This window comes from Rhodoferax lithotrophicus (assembly GCF_019973615.1).
GTDB classification, from domain to species: Bacteria; Pseudomonadota; Gammaproteobacteria; order Burkholderiales; family Burkholderiaceae_C; genus Rhodoferax; species Rhodoferax lithotrophicus.
Map to the genome: position 1 here is coordinate 4396328 of NZ_AP024238.1, position 15921 is coordinate 4412248.

The 15921-nt window shown below is 60.9% G+C and carries 13 protein-coding genes; 6 read left to right on the forward strand and 7 right to left on the reverse strand.

Features of this window, described 5'->3' with window-relative positions:
• Positions 1-13 precede the first annotated feature (13 nt).
• On the forward strand, positions 14-1816 hold the full coding sequence (locus tag LDN84_RS20280; protein WP_276572406.1) for a methyl-accepting chemotaxis protein: 1803 nt from the start codon (positions 14-16) through the stop codon (positions 1814-1816).
• A gap of 93 nt (positions 1817-1909) precedes the next feature.
• Here the strand turns inward: LDN84_RS20280 and recQ are convergent, their stop codons facing one another.
• Positions 1910-3760 carry a DNA helicase RecQ gene (gene recQ, locus LDN84_RS20285; RefSeq protein WP_223913203.1) on the reverse strand — a complete coding sequence of 617 codons (1851 nt, stop codon included), beginning with the start codon at positions 3758-3760 and terminating at the stop codon, positions 1910-1912.
• A 140-nt stretch (positions 3761-3900) separates the two neighbouring features.
• Positions 3901-4299 carry a carboxymuconolactone decarboxylase family protein gene (locus LDN84_RS20290; RefSeq protein ID WP_223905336.1) on the reverse strand — a complete coding sequence of 133 codons (399 nt, stop codon included), beginning with the start codon at positions 4297-4299 and terminating at the stop codon, positions 3901-3903.
• Positions 4300-4385: 86 nt separating this feature from the next.
• Between LDN84_RS20290 and LDN84_RS20295 the strand changes: the two genes are divergently transcribed.
• Positions 4386-4799 (forward strand): YccF domain-containing protein, encoded by a 414-nt coding sequence (locus LDN84_RS20295; protein ID WP_223905338.1) that lies wholly within the window; start codon positions 4386-4388, stop codon positions 4797-4799.
• 33 nt (positions 4800-4832) lie between these two features.
• Here LDN84_RS20295 and LDN84_RS20300 read toward each other — a convergent pair whose 3' ends face one another.
• Together LDN84_RS20300 and LDN84_RS20305 are read right to left on the reverse strand one after the other, a co-directional pair.
• A complete protein-coding gene (locus LDN84_RS20300) occupies positions 4833-5075 on the reverse strand; it encodes a DUF1653 domain-containing protein (RefSeq protein WP_223905340.1) in 243 nt (80 codons plus the stop codon).
• A gap of 4 nt (positions 5076-5079) precedes the next feature.
• Entirely contained in the window at positions 5080-5475 is a 396-nt protein-coding gene (locus LDN84_RS20305; protein ID WP_223905341.1) for a universal stress protein, read from the reverse strand.
• A gap of 357 nt (positions 5476-5832) precedes the next feature.
• Here LDN84_RS20305 and LDN84_RS20310 point away from each other — a divergent pair, with 357 nt between their 5' ends.
• The 3 genes from LDN84_RS20310 (at position 5833) to LDN84_RS20320 (ending at position 11764) form a co-directional block, all read left to right on the forward strand.
• A complete protein-coding gene (locus tag LDN84_RS20310; RefSeq protein ID WP_223905344.1) occupies positions 5833-8721 on the forward strand; it encodes a ligand-binding sensor domain-containing diguanylate cyclase in 2889 nt (962 codons plus the stop codon).
• A gap of 134 nt (positions 8722-8855) precedes the next feature.
• Complete coding sequence (locus LDN84_RS20315) at positions 8856-11201, forward strand: bifunctional metallophosphatase/5'-nucleotidase (RefSeq protein WP_223905346.1); 2346 nt, start codon at positions 8856-8858, stop codon at positions 11199-11201.
• A gap of 59 nt (positions 11202-11260) precedes the next feature.
• Entirely contained in the window at positions 11261-11764 is a 504-nt protein-coding gene (locus LDN84_RS20320) for a hypothetical protein (RefSeq protein ID WP_223905348.1), read from the forward strand.
• Between the two features lie 34 nt (positions 11765-11798).
• Here the strand turns inward: LDN84_RS20320 and LDN84_RS20325 are convergent, their stop codons facing one another.
• The 3 genes from LDN84_RS20325 to LDN84_RS20335 form a co-directional block, all read right to left on the reverse strand.
• A complete protein-coding gene (locus LDN84_RS20325; protein WP_223905350.1) occupies positions 11799-12938 on the reverse strand; it encodes an ABC transporter substrate-binding protein in 1140 nt (379 codons plus the stop codon).
• Positions 12939-13079: 141 nt separating this feature from the next.
• Positions 13080-13511 (reverse strand): universal stress protein, encoded by a 432-nt coding sequence (locus LDN84_RS20330; protein WP_223905352.1) that lies wholly within the window; start codon positions 13509-13511, stop codon positions 13080-13082.
• Positions 13512-13522: 11 nt separating this feature from the next.
• A complete protein-coding gene (locus LDN84_RS20335; RefSeq protein ID WP_223905354.1) occupies positions 13523-14248 on the reverse strand; it encodes a TerC family protein in 726 nt (241 codons plus the stop codon).
• Positions 14249-14581: 333 nt separating this feature from the next.
• Between LDN84_RS20335 and LDN84_RS20340 the strand changes: the two genes are divergently transcribed.
• Entirely contained in the window at positions 14582-15859 is a 1278-nt protein-coding gene (locus LDN84_RS20340; RefSeq protein WP_223905356.1) for a glycerate kinase type-2 family protein, read from the forward strand.
• The last annotated feature ends 62 nt before the right edge of the window (positions 15860-15921 follow it).

Below are 15921 nucleotides of genomic sequence, written 5' to 3' on the forward strand. Positions count from 1 at the left end.
GCAGGAAATCACCATGAAGTTAAGCATCAAATTATTGCTGGCACCATTGCTGACCGCGGTCGCCCTGCTGCTGGCGGGGCAAATCAACGCCTTCCTGATGGCACGGGCAACGGACAAGGCTCGGGATGGCTACATCGCCAATCTTGAAGAGTTCAAAACCATCACCGACGTTCAGCTCCAGCTGGGGCTCCTGCATGCCAGCGTCTACCGCACCCTGGGGGTGATTGGCTCCATGGACGAAACCCAAGTCAAGTCGTTTCGCGAGGACATTGCCAAACAACTCACCGGAATCCAACGTGTCGAACAAGCCCTGACAGACATGCAGGGGCTGGACGACACACTGCGGTCTTCCCTCAAAACGGTCAGTAGTCAAATTGATGCTTATGCCAAACAGGCCGATTCAGCCATCGACCTGTCCTCCGTGGACCCCAACACCGGCATTGCAGCAATGCAAAGTGCCGATACCACGTTTATTGGCCTGAACAAAACCATTGCCACCCTGGAAACAGGTTTTGAGCAGCATGCCGAATCTGTCAGTGATGCCGCCAAGGCGCAGTCCAGCACCACCAATCTGATTTTGGCGCTGCTCTCGGTGCTGATTGCCGGGCTGGCCGTGGGTTTGTCCTGGCTCATGCAGAAAAAATTTGTACATGAATTGGTCCGTGCGGCCAACGTGGCCAAAGCGGCTGCAGACGGTGATCTGACCCAGGATACCCGCACCTCTCGCCAGGACGAAGTGGGGGATGTGATCCACGCATTGGCGGCCATGCAGAAAAAATTGGCCCATCTGGTGCAGCAGGTACGTCACGGCAGTGAAAGCGTCGCCACCGCCAGCATTGAGATCGCCCAAGGCAACCAGGACTTGAGCAGCCGCACCGAAAACCAGGCCAGCGCCCTGGAGCAAACCGCCGCCAGCATGGAAGAGTTGTCCTCCACCGTCAAACAAAACGCCGACAACGCCCGCCAGGCCAACCAGCTGGCCATGAATGCCAGCAGCGTCGCCGTGCAAGGTGGTGAAGTCGTGTCCCAGGTGGTGCACACCATGAAAGGCATCAATGAGGCCAGCCGCAAGATCAGCGACATCATCAGCGTCATAGACGGCATTGCCTTCCAGACCAACATCCTGGCGCTGAATGCCGCCGTGGAAGCCGCCCGTGCCGGTGAGCAAGGCCGTGGCTTTGCCGTAGTGGCCTCCGAGGTGCGCTCACTGGCCGGGCGCAGTGCCGAAGCCGCCAAGGAAATCAAGGCCTTGATCAACACCAGTGTCGAGCGGGTTGAACAAGGCACCACGCTGGTGGATCAGGCGGGCACCACCATGCAGGAAGTGGTCAACAGCATTCGCCGGGTGACCGACATCATGGGCGAAATCAGCGCGGCCAGCAACGAGCAAAGCCAGGGGGTCAGCCAGGTGGGTGAAGCGGTCACCCAAATGGATCAGGTGACCCAGCAGAATGCGGCGCTGGTGGAGGAAATGGCTGCCGCAGCCAGCAGCCTGAAATCCCAGGCGCAGGAATTGGTACAAACCGTGGCGGTGTTCAAGCTGGGCACCGGTGATGTGACCCACACGGTGGTGCCCACGGCGGCCGTGCGCGCACACCCACCCAAGGTCAGCCATTTCAAAGGGCCGGATCGCCGGGCCAGCGGCACCCCCAAGGGGGCTGCAGCCCGTGGCCACAGCGCACCTTCCAGCCGCCCAGCCCCGGCCAAAGCCCCCAGCGCAGCACCGTCCCCTTTGGCGGCACCGGCCCTCAAGCCACCGCCCCAAGCTGTGGCTCAGGCTAGTGGCAGCAGTGATGGGGATTGGGAGACGTTTTAAACGCTATCTATTCAATAGCTACTTACGCTTATACAGAAAGGACCAGAGGCCAATTCAGCACATAAAACCCTGATCAGGAGCATCGGCGCGGGCTTATCCCCCGTTGATCACGTCCAGAACCGCTTGCCCATACGCCTCCAGCTTGCGGGCACCAATACCGCTGATGCCCTGCAAATCCGCCAGTGACTGCGGCGCAGACTGCGCAATGGCCGCCAGCGTGGCATCGTGAAAAATTACATAAGCGGGCAGGTTGTGCTCTTTGGCCACCCCGGCGCGCCAGGTTTTCAGGGCGGCAAAGCGGTGTTGCCCGGCGCTATCCAACGCCAGCGGCGCTTTGGGAGCAGTCCCCGAAGCCGCACGGCGTGCCTTGCGCTGGGCCAGGGCCGCCAGCGACACCCGCAGGCGCACCGGCACCTCACCTTTGAGCACCGCGCGCGAGGCTTCGGTGAGTTTCAGGGTGTTGAACGCTTGTGCATCCACCGCCACGGCACCAATCGCCATCAGCTGGCGCAGAACAGCGCGCCATTGTGATTCCGACAAATCAGCACCAATGCCAAAAGTGCTCACGTTGGCGTGACCGTACTGGGTGATTTTGTCGGTGGTTTTGCCGCGCAAAATGTCCATCACATGGCCGGAGCCAAAACCAAAGCCACTCATTTGCTGCACCCGGTAGATGGTGGAGAGCAGCTTGCGCGCCGCATCGGTGGCATCCCAGACCTCGGGCGGGTGCAGGCAGTTGTCACAATTGCCGCAGGGCTGGCTGTCTTCGTCAAAGTAGCGCAACAAGCGCACCCGGCGGCAATCGGTGGCCTCGGCCAGGCCCAGCAAGGCTTCGAGTTTGCCGCGCAGGCCTTGCTTGAACTCCTCGCCAGCCGGGCTCTCGTCGATCATGCGGCGCTGGTTCACCACGTCTTGCAGGCCGTAACACATCCAGGCATCGGCGGCCTGGCCATCACGCCCGGCGCGGCCGGTTTCCTGGTAGTAGCCCTCAATGTTTTTCGGCATGTCCAAGTGTGCAACAAAACGCACATCGGGCTTGTCAATGCCCATACCAAAGGCGATGGTGGCCACCATCACCACGCCTTCGGTGCGCAGAAACTGGTCCTGGTTGGCCTGGCGCACCCGCGTATCCAGCCCGGCGTGGTAGGGCAAAGCGGCAATACCCTCGTCACACAGCAAGTCGGCGACCTCTTCCACCCGCTTGCGCGACTGGCAATACACCACACCGGCATCACCCAGGTGTTCGTCGCGGATGAAGCGCAGCAGCTGCTGCGTGGCATCACGTTTCTCCACAATGGTGTAACGGATGTTGGGGCGGTCAAAACTGCTGACAAACAGGCGCGCCTCCTGCAGTTGCAAGCGCTCGATGATGTCGGCGCGAGTCAACGCATCGGCGGTGGCGGTGAGCGCGATGCGCGGCACCTGGGGGTAGCGCTCGTGCAACACCGTCAAGGCGCGGTATTCAGGACGGAAGTCGTGGCCCCATTGGCTCACGCAATGCGCCTCGTCAATGGCAAACAGGCTCAGTTGGCCACGTTCGTACAAGGAGTCGAGTTGGGCCAGAAAGCGTGGGGTGTTGATGCGCTCGGGCGCAGCGTACAGCAGGGTGATATTGCCCTGCACCAGGCGGCGCTCGGTGTCCGAGGCTTCCTGCATCGACAGCGTGGAGTTCAGAAAGGCGGCGCTGACCCCGGCCTCGTGCAGCGCGCCGACTTGGTCGTGCATCAGCGCAATCAGCGGCGAGATCACCACCGTGATGCCCTGCCCGGCCTGCTGGCGGGCAATCGCCGGAATCTGGTAACACAGGCTTTTGCCACCGCCCGTGGGCATCAACACCAGGGCATCGCCCCCGGCGGTGACGTGCTCAATGATGTCGTGTTGTGGCCCGCGGAAATGGGGATAGCCAAAAACCGTTTGAAGAATGGATTGGATAGACAACTTGATTTACTACTATTTTTATAGCTTGTTACGCTTATTTTACAAGCGTCAGAGAGAAAAATTGCTTGCAATTTCGGCAAAAATAGCCACTCCCTGCAGCGTGGTTCGGCCCAACCTGGCCTGTGTCGCGCACAGCGCAGGAGGGTTTAGCGGGACTGAAAAACCTCATCCACCGGCACACCATAACCAATGGCCAGCCGATTGGTTTCGTTGGCCAGCCCCACCACAGCCAGCAGTTCGGCCAACTGCGCCTCGGTCATGCCCTTGGCGCGCGCCCCGGCACCATGGGAGGCGATGCAGTAGCCGCAGTTGTTGGTGATACTCACCGCCACGTAAATCAGCTCCTTGGTCAGGGGGTCCAGCGCGCCATGGCCCATCACCTGCTTGATGTTGTTCCAGATGCGCTGCAAATTCTCGGGGTGATGCGCCAACACTTTCCAGAAATTGTTGACCCAATCGGTCTTGCGCGTGGCCATGATGTCGTCATAAATGGCCCGAACTTCGGGTGAGGCTTGTTCGTATTCAATGGGGTCGTGCAGGGACATGGGCTTCTCGATGGACTGGAAGTGGACGAAGCCTGAATTTTGACTGGTTACCATGCCTTCTGGCGCAACCATCCAAAGGAAACAACATGAGCTTGATCGGCAATATTCTCTGGTTCATCATGGGCGGATTTTTCATGGGACTGAGCTGGTGGCTGGCGGGCCTGTTGTGTGCCATCACCCTGGTGGGCATCCCCTGGGCCAAAGCCTGCTTTGTGATCGGACAGTTCGCCTTCTTGCCCTTTGGCAAGGAAGCCGTCAGCCGCAAAAGCCTGACCCGGCAGGACGACATCGGCACCGGTAGCCTGGGCCTGATCGGCAACATCCTGTGGTTTGTCTTTGCCGGCCTATGGCTGGCTATCGGGCATTTGATGTCGGCCCTGCTGTGCTTTGTCACCATCATTGGCATCCCGTTCGGGCTGCAACATTTGAAACTGGCCGGGATTGCACTCGCGCCCATTGGCAAAACCATCGTGGACAAGCATGTGGCTGCCTCCATGTGAGGGGTTTGTGTGTCGGCCAGGCGGCCAAGTCGCTCAGTCCAGCACCACGAACCGATCCACATCACCTGCGGCGGTGGCCACTTTGTCCTGAAATTCAGCCCATGGCCGCATCCAGAGAACCTCTTGCATGTCCCCCTGAAGCGGCCGGTACAACACACCGGGCTGGAGCGTGGCCTCAATCACACAATGGCCCACAACGGTGTAAAGACCACCCTTGTAATGCCGAAGCCTGGTTCCGGGGGCGAATGGAGTGGCCTCGCTTCTGGTCTTGTCCATCGGTCTAGTTGCCGGCCTTCACCGCCAGCACGGGACAAGACACCGACATCAGAAGCTCCTGGGCCACGCTACCCATGATGAGTTTGCCCACGGCGGAGCGTTTTCTCAACCCAATGACCAGCACCGAAACCTTCATCGAATCAACCAACAGCTCGATTTCCTCAACCGCGTTTTTTCCACGGACAAACTGCTTGAATTCCGAGCTCAGGCCAGCCTGATCCAAGATGTTTTGAACACGCTCGGCATCCATCACATTCACCGCCGAAGGGTCGGCCTTGGTACCACCGGGGGAGGCATTCACCACCACCAGATGTTCGTTGCGGCGCTTGGCAATTTCAATGCCTTTTTCCAAAGCGGCTTCCCCCTCAGGGCGCGGCACATAAGCGACGAGTATGGTCATGAGTTCTCTCCTTGTGGTTAACAGATGAATGAGCTTAACGGATCACATGGCCGAATCCTTCGGCCCCCACCCACAGGCGCGACCCAAACCATATTCTGCATGGTGCCCTGAATATCGCAGGTTTTACCCTCCACCACCTTGGGTGGCGATGCGTGTACCGGGGGTGCCTGCACCAGGCTGTGGGCGGGCTGGCGGGGACAAAAACACCGCCAGAACATCCACAATAGTGTGGACAATAGGAACACCATGCGCCGACCACCTCGGACACACCATGAAATGCCATGCTCATGCCTCATGACCATGCGACGGACCAGATTGCTGACAAGGCTTCTGGCCTGGTTGACTTTCGTTCTGTGCATGGCATCGGCCCCGGCGGTTCCCTCTGCGTGGACTCCCGGCATGGCGGCGGGTGATGACATCAGGGCACTGAGCCAATACAAAGTGGACAACTGGCAGAACGAACAAGGGCTGCCAATGAACCTGGTGCATGCGCTGCTGCAAACCCGGGACGGCTACCTGTGGGTGGGAACAGCGGGGGGCCTGGCCCGGTTTGACGGGCACCACTTCACCACTTTTGAGTTGTCCGAGGCCGCAGAGGCGGCTAACCAGCCCGTTTTTGGTCTGATGGAAGACAGCGAGCAGACCCTCTGGATTGCCCATGGCAAAGGTGCCCTACGCTACCGCCATGGCCTCTTTCAGACCGCGTTCTCCACCGAGGTCACCGCCGGGCAGCGGGTTTATGCCTTTGCCCAGGCCCCCGACGGCTCCGTCTGGTCGGCTACGGAAAATGGGCTGGTGCGCTGGAACAAAGGTGTCACCAAGCTCTATCAGCAGGCCGATGGCCTGCCCACCAACCGCCTGCGCACACTGGCTTTTGACCGCTCGGGGGTGCTGTGGATTGGCACCTCTGGCGGCGGACTGGTGTCGTTTTCAGCCAACCGCTTCACGGTGTGGAATCCGGCCAACGGATTTCCCCACCTGCAAGTACGCTTTGTGCTGGCAGACCCCGACGGCAGCATCTGGGCGGCCACGGCAGGCGGCGGTCTAGCCCACCTCCATCAAGGCCAGATCACCACCTACACCGTGGCAGACGGGCTGCCTACGGATCAGCTCACGGCCTTGTCACTTGACGCACAAGGCGCTCTGTGGATCGGCACCTGGGGAGCCGGGATCAGCCGCCTGCACCATGGCAAGTTCACCACCCTGTCGACCGCAGGCGGGCTCACCGGAGACCAGATTTGGTCCATCCGGGCCGACCGTGAGGGCAGTGTCTGGGTCGGCACCTGGGTCGGGGGACTGAACCGGCTGAGCCAGCGTAATTTTGATGCACTGGGCACACCGGAGGGGCTTTCCCACGACAACGTCCGCTCCGTGCTCCACGCCAGCAACGGTATCACCTGGGTAGCCACCGCGGGAGGCGGTCTCAACCGCCTTGAAAACGGCCAGATCACCACCCTGAACCGCAAAGACGGCTTGCCAACGAACGAACTCTCCAGCCTGCTGGAGGATCGGGATGGCTCCCTCTGGATCGGCAGCTACACCAATGGCATCGCCCGCTTGCAACAAGGAAAAATACGCACCTATGGCGTGTCGCAAGGCCTGCCATCTCCCGATGTCCGCGTGATGTACCAGGACAGCAAGGGCATCGTGTGGGTGGGCACCCAGTCGGGCCTGGCCCGTTTTAACGGGCAGGGTTTTAGCGCCGTGCGTGAGCCGGGCGCGCCGCGGGATGTCACCTCCGCCATTCTGGAAGACCATGACGGCACACTCTGGTTTGGCACCTCGGGCCAGGGCTTGTTCCGCTACCGTCACGAAGTGTTCACCACCCTGACCACGGCCAACGGCCTGGTGTCCAACTGGATCATGTCACTTTATGAAGATAACGATGCCAACCTGTGGATCGGCTCCAGTGGTGAGGGCATGAACCGCCTGCACAACGGCGAATTAACCAGCATCCGCCCGGCTGACGGGCTGTGGGACGGTACCGCCCAAACCATTCTGGAAGATCACACCGGCCACCTCTGGATGACCAGCAACCGGGGCTTCTACCGGGTGGCGCGGGCTGATCTGGTGGCATTGACGGAACGCCGGCAAGACAAGATTGTCTCCACCGCTTTTGGCCAAGGCAACGCGCTGCGCAGCACTTTGTTTGCCGGTGGGGTCAAACCTGCGGGGGACATTGACCGTGCGGGAAAACTCTGGTTGCCCTCGAACAAAGGGCTGGTGATTGTGAACCCCCAGAACCTGCCCAACGCTGATCAAGCGCCGGCGACACGGCTGGAGAATGTGGTGATCAATGGCGTGAGCAGCCCGGCAGACTCGCTGGTGACGCTGCCACCAGGCGCTGTGCCCTTGACCATCCGCTACACCGCGATGACCCTGCGGAATGCGGATCGTGTCCGCTTTCGTTACCAGATGGACGGCATCACACCACAATGGGTGGATACGGGCTCCAACCATGAAGTCTCTTTTCCTGCCCTGCCCCATGGCAACTACCGCTTCCGGCTGGCCGCCTCCATGGACGGCCAGCATTGGAGCAAAGCCGATGCCGAGCTAAGCATCACGGTTCAACCCTTTTTTTACCAAACCTTGTGGTTCAAGACCCTGGTATTGCTGATGAGCGTGATGACCATGGTCGCCGTGTTCAGGCTGCGCACCCGTAGTCTGCGCATGCGGCACGACGAGATGGAGCGACTGGTGGCGCAACGTACCGATGAGCTGCGGCTGGCCAATGAGCACCTGTCCCGACTGTCGTTTGTGGATGCGCTCACCGGTCTGGCCAACCGGCGCCGCTTTGATGACGCACTGGCTGAAGAATGGCGCCGTGCCAACCGCCACCAGACCCCTCTGGCCCTGGTGATGGCCGATATTGATGGCTTCAAGCTGTACAACGATGCCCTCGGCCACCAGGAGGGCGACCACTGCCTGACCGCCGTTGCAGGCGTGTTCTTGCGGGCGGCGGGGCGGGCTGGTGACTTGGCCGCCCGTTATGGCGGCGAGGAAATGGTCTTTCTGATGCCGGGGGCCGACCACGCCGCGGCCTGGAGCATGGCCGAAGGCTTGCGCGCCGCGTGTGAGGCGCTGGCCATCCCCCACCCCACGTCCCCCGTCGGCCCGGTGGTGACCATCAGCCTGGGCGTGGCATCGTGTATTCCATCTGCGGACACTTCTGCCGAAACCCTGCTGGCGCAAGCCGATGCCGCGCTCTACCGTGCCAAGGAATCGGGCCGCAACCGGGTGTGTTGAGGCGCACCACGAAATTCTGACAATATGGAGATGACTGGATACGGCGGCCTTCCTGGGCGTCGGTTTGATTGTCACAAGCGCTTCATATTCAAGACCTAAGCTGTGTGCAGTGACCCAACTTCTTAGGATTCGCCATGAAACGACAGCCGCCCACCCGCCCCGCTCAGGGGTTCATGCTTGCTCTTTGTGCAACCGTTATCGGCTCCGTGGCGCTTTGGGGTTGTGGGGGCAGCTCCAGTACCCCAGCCGTCACAGTGAATGGGGTCGCCGCCACCGGAGCGGCCATGAGTGGCGCCACCATCACGGTTCTGTGTGTCAACGGCCAACCCAACACCACCCAAACCGCCGCTGACGGCAGCTATTCCATCCTGGCCACCGGTGTATTTCCCTGCATGGTGGAAGCCCGTGATGCCACGCACAAGCTGCATTCGGTGGCTACGGGCAGCGGCAACATGGCCACCGCCAACATCACCCCGTTGACTGAACAAATGGTGGCCTCCCTGTCCAGCGACAGCGTCGATACCGCCGCGTTTTTTGCCGCATTTGGTGCCAGCAAGGCCGCCACCCTGGCCCCGGACAAACTGGCGGCGGCGCAAGCCCAGGTACTGGCTGACCTGACTGCCAATGGCATGGATATCCGCGCCCTGAAAGACCTGATGGGTGACAAGCTGGTGGCCAAGACTGCCAGCCAGAGCGGCAACGCCTACGACCAGTTGCTCGACAGCATTGCTGCCAAGCCGATCAACGTGCGGCTGATTGCCATGAACGACTTTCATGGCAACTTTGCGCCCCCGTCCACCAGCAACGGCGGCAGTATGGTGCTGCCCAACGGCGGCGGCGGGCAAAAGGTCACCGTAGGTGGTGCCGCCTATCTGGCCACGCTGGTGAAGAAACTCCGGGCCGAGAACCCCAACAACATTCTGGTGGGTGCTGGCGACTCCATCAGCGCCTCACCCTTCGAGTCCATGATCACCCACGACGAAGCCACCGTGGACATTCTCAATGCCATCGGCATGGAAGTGTCTTCGGTGGGCAACCACGAGTTTGACCACGGCAGCACGGAGCTGCTGCGCATCCAGAACGGCGGCTGCTTCCCGGCCTCCGGCACACAAGGGGTAGTGGGTGCAGACACCTGTCTGATCAACGGAGCCTACCCCGGTGCTAAGTTCAAGTACCTCGCAGCCAATGTCACGGTCACGGCTACCGGCAAGACACTTTTGCCGGCCACTTATATCAAGCGCTTTGGCAGCGTCAGCGTCGGTTTTATCGGCCTGACCTTCCAGGGCACCCCCACGGCCGTGTCGGCCAGTGGTGTCGCCGGGCTGGTGTTCCAGGAAGAATCCGCGGTGATCAACCAATACGCTGCCCAGCTCAAAGCCAATGGCGTAAACGCCGTGGTGGTGCTGATTCACCAGGGTGGCCAGACCACCGCCACCACCGTCAATGACAAGACCTGCCCCGGTTTCTCGGGTGACATCACCCCCATCGTGGACAAACTCAGTGCCGATGTGGATGTGATTGTCAGCGGCCATACCCACCAGGAATATGTGTGCAGCGTCGCCGCCAAAACTGCCAAGAAAAACATCCTGCTGACTTCCACCGGCTATTACGGCGGTGCGGTCAGCGCCATTGACCTGGTTCTGCAACCCAACAAAGGCCTGGTGTCGGTCAGCGCCAACACCGTGCCGGTGATTCAGGCCGATGCACCGGCCAACGCCACGCTGCCCAGCGGCTTTACCGCCGTGGCCAAGGAGGCAACCGTGGATGCCCTGGTAAGCAAATACAAAACCTTGTCCGCCACCCTGGCTGGCCAAGGCATCGGTTCCATCACGGCAAGCCTGAACCGTGCGCTGATGACCGTGGCCGGTGTCACCGGACGGGACGAAACCGCGGAAGGTGCCATGGGTGACGTGATGGCCGACTCTTACCTGGACGGTGTCCCTGGCGGTGCTGACATAGCCTTCACCAACCCCGGCGGTGTGCGGGCCGACCTGAGCTACACCGCACCCGGCACGGTGACCTATGCCGCGCTGAACACTGTGGAACCCTTTGGCAACACGCTGTCAACGCTGACCCTCACAGGGGCACAGATCCTGCGTTTGCTCGAGCAACAATGGGAAGCGCCCAACAACACGGCCAAAACCAATGCCGCCACCCACGCCGTAGGCCGCCTGCTGCAGCCGTCCAGAGGTTTGACCTACACCTATGACAACAACCAGCCTGCGGGCCTGCCCGCCGGTCAGGGCAACCGTATCGTGGCCGGAACACTCAAGCTCAATGGTGTGGCCATTGACCCGGCCAGGAATTACAAGATTGTGACCAACAGCTTTCTGGCCAGCGGTGGTGACAACTTCAAGGTGATGGCCACCGGCAGCCACATCACCGACACCAAGATGCTGGATCTGGATGCCTTCATTGCCTACTTCAAGGCCAACTCCCCCGTGAGCCCACCGGTGCCACGGGTGACCCGGCTGAACTGATCACGCGCCACACACCAAGCCCTCCCGATACCGGGAGGGCTTTTTCCATTCCAAGAACCATGTCTTTTGTGATGACCCATTTCGCCGCCGCCATGGGGCTGCTTGCCGCTTTGCTGCACCCGGGCGCTGGTGCGTGGGCAGCCCAGCCGGATGCCCGACAGCACACCATTGCCGAGGCCGCCGCCACGGCACAGGCGCAGTGCTACAAGCACATGTACCGCGACTCCAACGCCTATGCCCAGTGCCTGCGTGATCTGCGTCATGCGCAGAACGGCTCGCTGCCCAAGAAGCTGGGGATTGAATACTTTGCCTTTGTTGGCGCTTTAAGCTACATGCGGGTAGGCCATCTGAATGCCGACCAGATTGCCGCCGAGTTCTTGAAGGATTACCGGCTCACGCAAAAGAAGGTCGGTATCAGCGATGACGCTTTGTGCCGCACCATCCCCGGCGACTGCGTGGTACGCATGGCGCAAACCCGCGAGATGGAAGCTGCCCCACCCCCACCCATGGGCCTGCGCGTGCAGTGTATTGGCCGGGTCTGCAGCATGGTGCCGGCGAAGTAGGTCGTGGGCTCGCCTGAATTACCCCGCCACAGACTCAATACCGCAACTGGCCAGCCGCATCCATGATGGCCAGCTCGACATACGACGAGCCGCTGTGGCTGTCAGGCGAATAGTGGGCCACGAACTTGCCAAAGCTGATGTCGCCGCCGGTCTCCAGACCTTTGATGAAGCTGTCGGTACTCAGATTTTTACCGCCGCGCCGCAACCCTTCAACCAGCACTTTGGCATGGATAAACCCTTCAAACTGCGAGCTGGAGGGTTCGGCCTGCGCATTTTTGGCCTTGAGCAAGCGCAGGTATTCCTGCACCACCGGCACCGAACCGTTGCGCAGCGACGGCATGATTTGCGCCAGCACAATACCGCGTGCGGCAGCCCCCATTTCACGGTTCAGCATATCGGTGCTGACCACCGAGAAGCCGTAAATCACGGGGCGGGCAGTGGTGGCGTTAAGTGCCTTGACAAAGGAGGAAAAGGTCAACCCGGCCGTGCCCATCACCACCGCCTGCGGTTGCGCCTGGGCAATGGCGGCAGCGGCTGCATTGAAGTCGGGCTGCTTGGGGTTGATCTTGATGAACGTGGGGATGTCGAGCTTGCGCGATTCGGCCGCACTTTTGACTTCAGCCATCAGCGCGTTGCCAAAGCCATCGTCCTGATAAACCATGGCCACCTTGGTGAGCCCCACCTGCAGCTGCTGCTGCACAATACGCTGCGCTTCATTGGCGTAGCTGGCCCGCACGTTGAACAGGTAGCGGTTGAAGTGATCCCTGAAAGTGGAGGCCCCGGTGACCGGGCCAAAGATGACGGTTTTATGCTCGGTCAGCAGCGGCAGAATAGCTGCCGTGTGGGCGGTTCCGGTGCTGTTGTAGATCAGGAACACCTTGTCGTCGAGCAGCAGCTTGCGGGTGTTTTCCAACGTGCGCTTCACATCAAACCCGTCATCCAGCGGCTTGTAGATGATTTTGCGGCCATACACACCACCTGCGGCATTGATGGCATCAAAGTACAGGCCTGAGCCGATGGTGTAGTCGGTGGTCTGCGGCCCCAGCGGGCCCGTCAGCACAGCGGTGGAACCAATCAGAATGGCCGTGTCGGTGACCCCGGCATCACCCGCCAGCAGCGGCGTGCCAGAGATCAACCCGATGGAGAGAATGGCCGCTTGGATGACTTGCTTCATAGAATCTAATTTTGCTTATTGGATATAAGCATATTAGGGGCGACTGGCGGACCTTTCAATGCGGGTTTTCCCGTCCGCAAGGCCATTCGCCGCCTGCAGCCCGGCCTGGGTTTATCCGGGCCAAGCGGGCCCATGAGCGGCTTACTTGACCAGCAGCACCGGCACCGGTGACAGGTGTACCACTTTGGTCGCAATCGACCCCATCAACAAACCAACCACACTGCCAAAACCATGCGAACCCATGAAGATCATGCTGCAGTTTTTGTTGGTGGCGAAGTCAACGATGGTGGGGGCCGCCTCACCAACCAGAATGTGCGCGGAATACACCAGCCCGGCTGAAGCCAATTTCTCTTTTGCCGCGGCCAGTGCGGTGTCGCCCGCTTCGCGGTGGTAGTCCTCCACCACTTTGCCGTCAATGAAGCGGGTGATGTCACTTGAAAGCGGCGACTGCACATTCACCAGAAAAATCTGTGGCTTTGACAGGCGGTTGGTGGCCTCATGGATCACGTGGTCAACCGCCTTGAGGGAAGGCATTGAGCCGTCGATGGCGATCAGCCATGTTGTTATGGACATTGCGGGGCTCCTTAGTTTTTGGGTTCTGTGGACTCGGACGACAGCTCAACCGCCTGGATTGAAGCGCGGCGGCTGGCCAGCCATTTGCCCACCACCACCACCAGCAACGCCCCAGCGGCGGCAAACACGTAGTTGGCGTTGGGAATGCTGGCGGCCACAGACGGCGGCACGGACGGGTCGGTCAGCAACATGCCGCCAGCAATCCAGCCCAGCAGTGCCGCCCCCAGCGTGATCACCACGGGGAACCGATCCATCAAGGTCAGCACCAGCTTGCTGCCCCACACCACAACAGGTATCGACACCAGAATGCCGAAGGTGACCAGCACCATGGAGCCATGTGACGCACCCGCCACCGCAATCACATTGTCCAGACTCATCACGGCATCGGCCACGATGATGGTCTTGATGGCCGCCAACAAGGTGGTTCCACCGTCGATGTTGCCGTGTTCATCATCATGCTCGGGCAGCAGCAGCTTGATGCCAATCCACAGCAGCAACAACGCACCGACGATCTTCAGATAAGGCAAGGCCAGCAATTGCAGCGCGAAAAAAATCATCACCACGCGCAGGCCAATGGCCCCGATCACCCCCCAAAAAATGCCTTTGTTGCGCTGCGCGGGCGGCAGTTTTCGGCAAGCCAGGGCAATGACGACAGCGTTGTCGCCCCCCAGCATGATGTCGATGGCGATGATCTGAAGAACAGATATCCAGAAGAGGGAGGAAGTTAAGTCAGGCATATTCAGTCAAACGTTTCAGTGGGCGCAGGCCTCCGCAAGGCCGGCCTTTCCCCACATCTGGGGAGCGAGCGCATGGGCGACTTCCGCGAGCGAGGATTGTGCCACTGGGGACCCTGATGGCCACCAGCGCTGTACCCATGCCCGTTTGGGGCCAGATGGCCTTTTCGACCATGTGGCGAATCTTGGCCTCGGCGCTGCGCCCGTTTTGGGCAGCCCACAGTTGGATGGCAAAGATGGCATCGTTAACTTTTGATGGCACCCAACCTGAAAAACATCCACCACGTCCGCAAGGGGCCAAGGGCAACTCATAATTTCAGCCTCAGGAGCCGTCACATGCCCAACACTCTTCCCACGCCCCCGCGCGCCCTGCTGCGCCAGATGTTCGATGCCGCCGTCGCCGCCGCGCAGCCCGCGCTGTGCCTGCCCGCCCATTTACCCGCGCCACCCAAGGGCCGCACCATGGTGATCGGCGCTGGCAAGGCCTCGGCCGCCATGGCACTGGCCCTGGAGGCGCATTGGCCCGGCCCGCTCGAAGGCCTGGTGATCACCCGCTACGGCTACCAGCAGCCGTGCCAGCGCATCGAGATCGTGCAGGCCGCGCACCCGGTGCCTGATGCGGCCGGCTTGCAGGCCACGCGGCGCCTCCTGCAAACGGTGCAGGGTTTGACGGCTGACGATTTGGTGATCGCCTTGATTTCCGGCGGTGGCTCTTCACTTTTGGTAGCACCTGGCGCAGGTTTGACGCTGGTGGACAAGCAAAATGTCAACAAATCCCTGCTGGCCAGCGGTGCCAACATTTCCGAGATGAACTGCGTGCGCCGCCACCTCTCGGGCATCAAGGGTGGCCGCCTGGGTGCGGCCTGTTACCCGGCGCAATTGCTCACCCTGCTGATCTCCGACGTGCCGGGCGACTCGCCGATGGACATTGCCTCTGGCCCGACCGTGGCCGACTCAACCACCTGCGCGGACGCACTGGAGATCGTCAACCGCTACCAGATCACCCTGCCCGCTGCCACCCGCCAGTTGCTGGAAAGCGGCGCAGGCGAAACCGTGAAACCCGGCGATGTGCGCTTGCAAAACAGCACGCTGCGCATGATCACCGCGCCGCAGATCGCGCTGGAAGCGGCGGCGAAAGTGGCGCAGGCGGCCGGCATCACCCCTTACATCCTGGGCGACAGCCTGGAGGGTGAAGCCCGCGACGTGGCCAAGGTGCTGGGTGGCATGGCCCGCCAGGTGGCGCTGCGCGGCCAGCCGTTCCAGACCCCCTGCGTGTTGCTGTCAGGCGGTGAGACCACCGTGACACTCAAAGGCCAGGGCCGGGGTGGCCGCAATGTGGAGTTTTTGCTGGCGCTGGGCTTGGCGCTAGTGGGCACAAAAGGCATTTACGCCCTGGCCGGTGACACCGATGGCGTAGATGGCGTGGAAGAAATTGCCGGAGCCCTGCTAACCCCCGACAGCCTCAACCTCGCCTGGGGCTTGGGCATGAACCCGCGCCATTTTCTGGATCACAACGACGCCCACAGTTTCTTTCAGGCTCTGGGTGATTCGGTGGTGAGTGGCCCCACGCTGACCAATGTAAATGACTTCCGGGCGATTTTGATTGAGGCTTGAGCATGCCGCAGCTCAAAGACCCGTCAGCCTGACTTTCCGGCCATGAGCCATGGCATTTGTGG

Coding starts and splice junctions, on each gene's coding strand:
- LDN84_RS20280 (WP_276572406.1), top strand. CDS start 14: ATGAAGTTAAGCATCAAATTATTGCTGGCACCATTGCTGACCGCGGTC.
- LDN84_RS20290 (WP_223905336.1), bottom strand. CDS start 4,299: ATGTCCCTGCACGACCCCATTGAATACGAACAAGCCTCACCCGAAGTT.
- LDN84_RS20295 (WP_223905338.1), top strand. CDS start 4,386: ATGAGCTTGATCGGCAATATTCTCTGGTTCATCATGGGCGGATTTTTC.
- LDN84_RS20300 (WP_223905340.1), bottom strand. CDS start 5,075: ATGGACAAGACCAGAAGCGAGGCCACTCCATTCGCCCCCGGAACCAGG.
- LDN84_RS20305 (WP_223905341.1), bottom strand. CDS start 5,475: ATGACCATACTCGTCGCTTATGTGCCGCGCCCTGAGGGGGAAGCCGCT.
- LDN84_RS20310 (WP_223905344.1), top strand. CDS start 5,833: ATGGCATCGGCCCCGGCGGTTCCCTCTGCGTGGACTCCCGGCATGGCG.
- LDN84_RS20315 (WP_223905346.1), top strand. CDS start 8,856: ATGAAACGACAGCCGCCCACCCGCCCCGCTCAGGGGTTCATGCTTGCT.
- LDN84_RS20320 (WP_223905348.1), top strand. CDS start 11,261: ATGTCTTTTGTGATGACCCATTTCGCCGCCGCCATGGGGCTGCTTGCC.
- LDN84_RS20325 (WP_223905350.1), bottom strand. CDS start 12,938: ATGAAGCAAGTCATCCAAGCGGCCATTCTCTCCATCGGGTTGATCTCT.
- LDN84_RS20330 (WP_223905352.1), bottom strand. CDS start 13,511: ATGTCCATAACAACATGGCTGATCGCCATCGACGGCTCAATGCCTTCC.
- LDN84_RS20335 (WP_223905354.1), bottom strand. CDS start 14,248: ATGCCTGACTTAACTTCCTCCCTCTTCTGGATATCTGTTCTTCAGATC.
- LDN84_RS20340 (WP_223905356.1), top strand. CDS start 14,582: ATGCCCAACACTCTTCCCACGCCCCCGCGCGCCCTGCTGCGCCAGATG.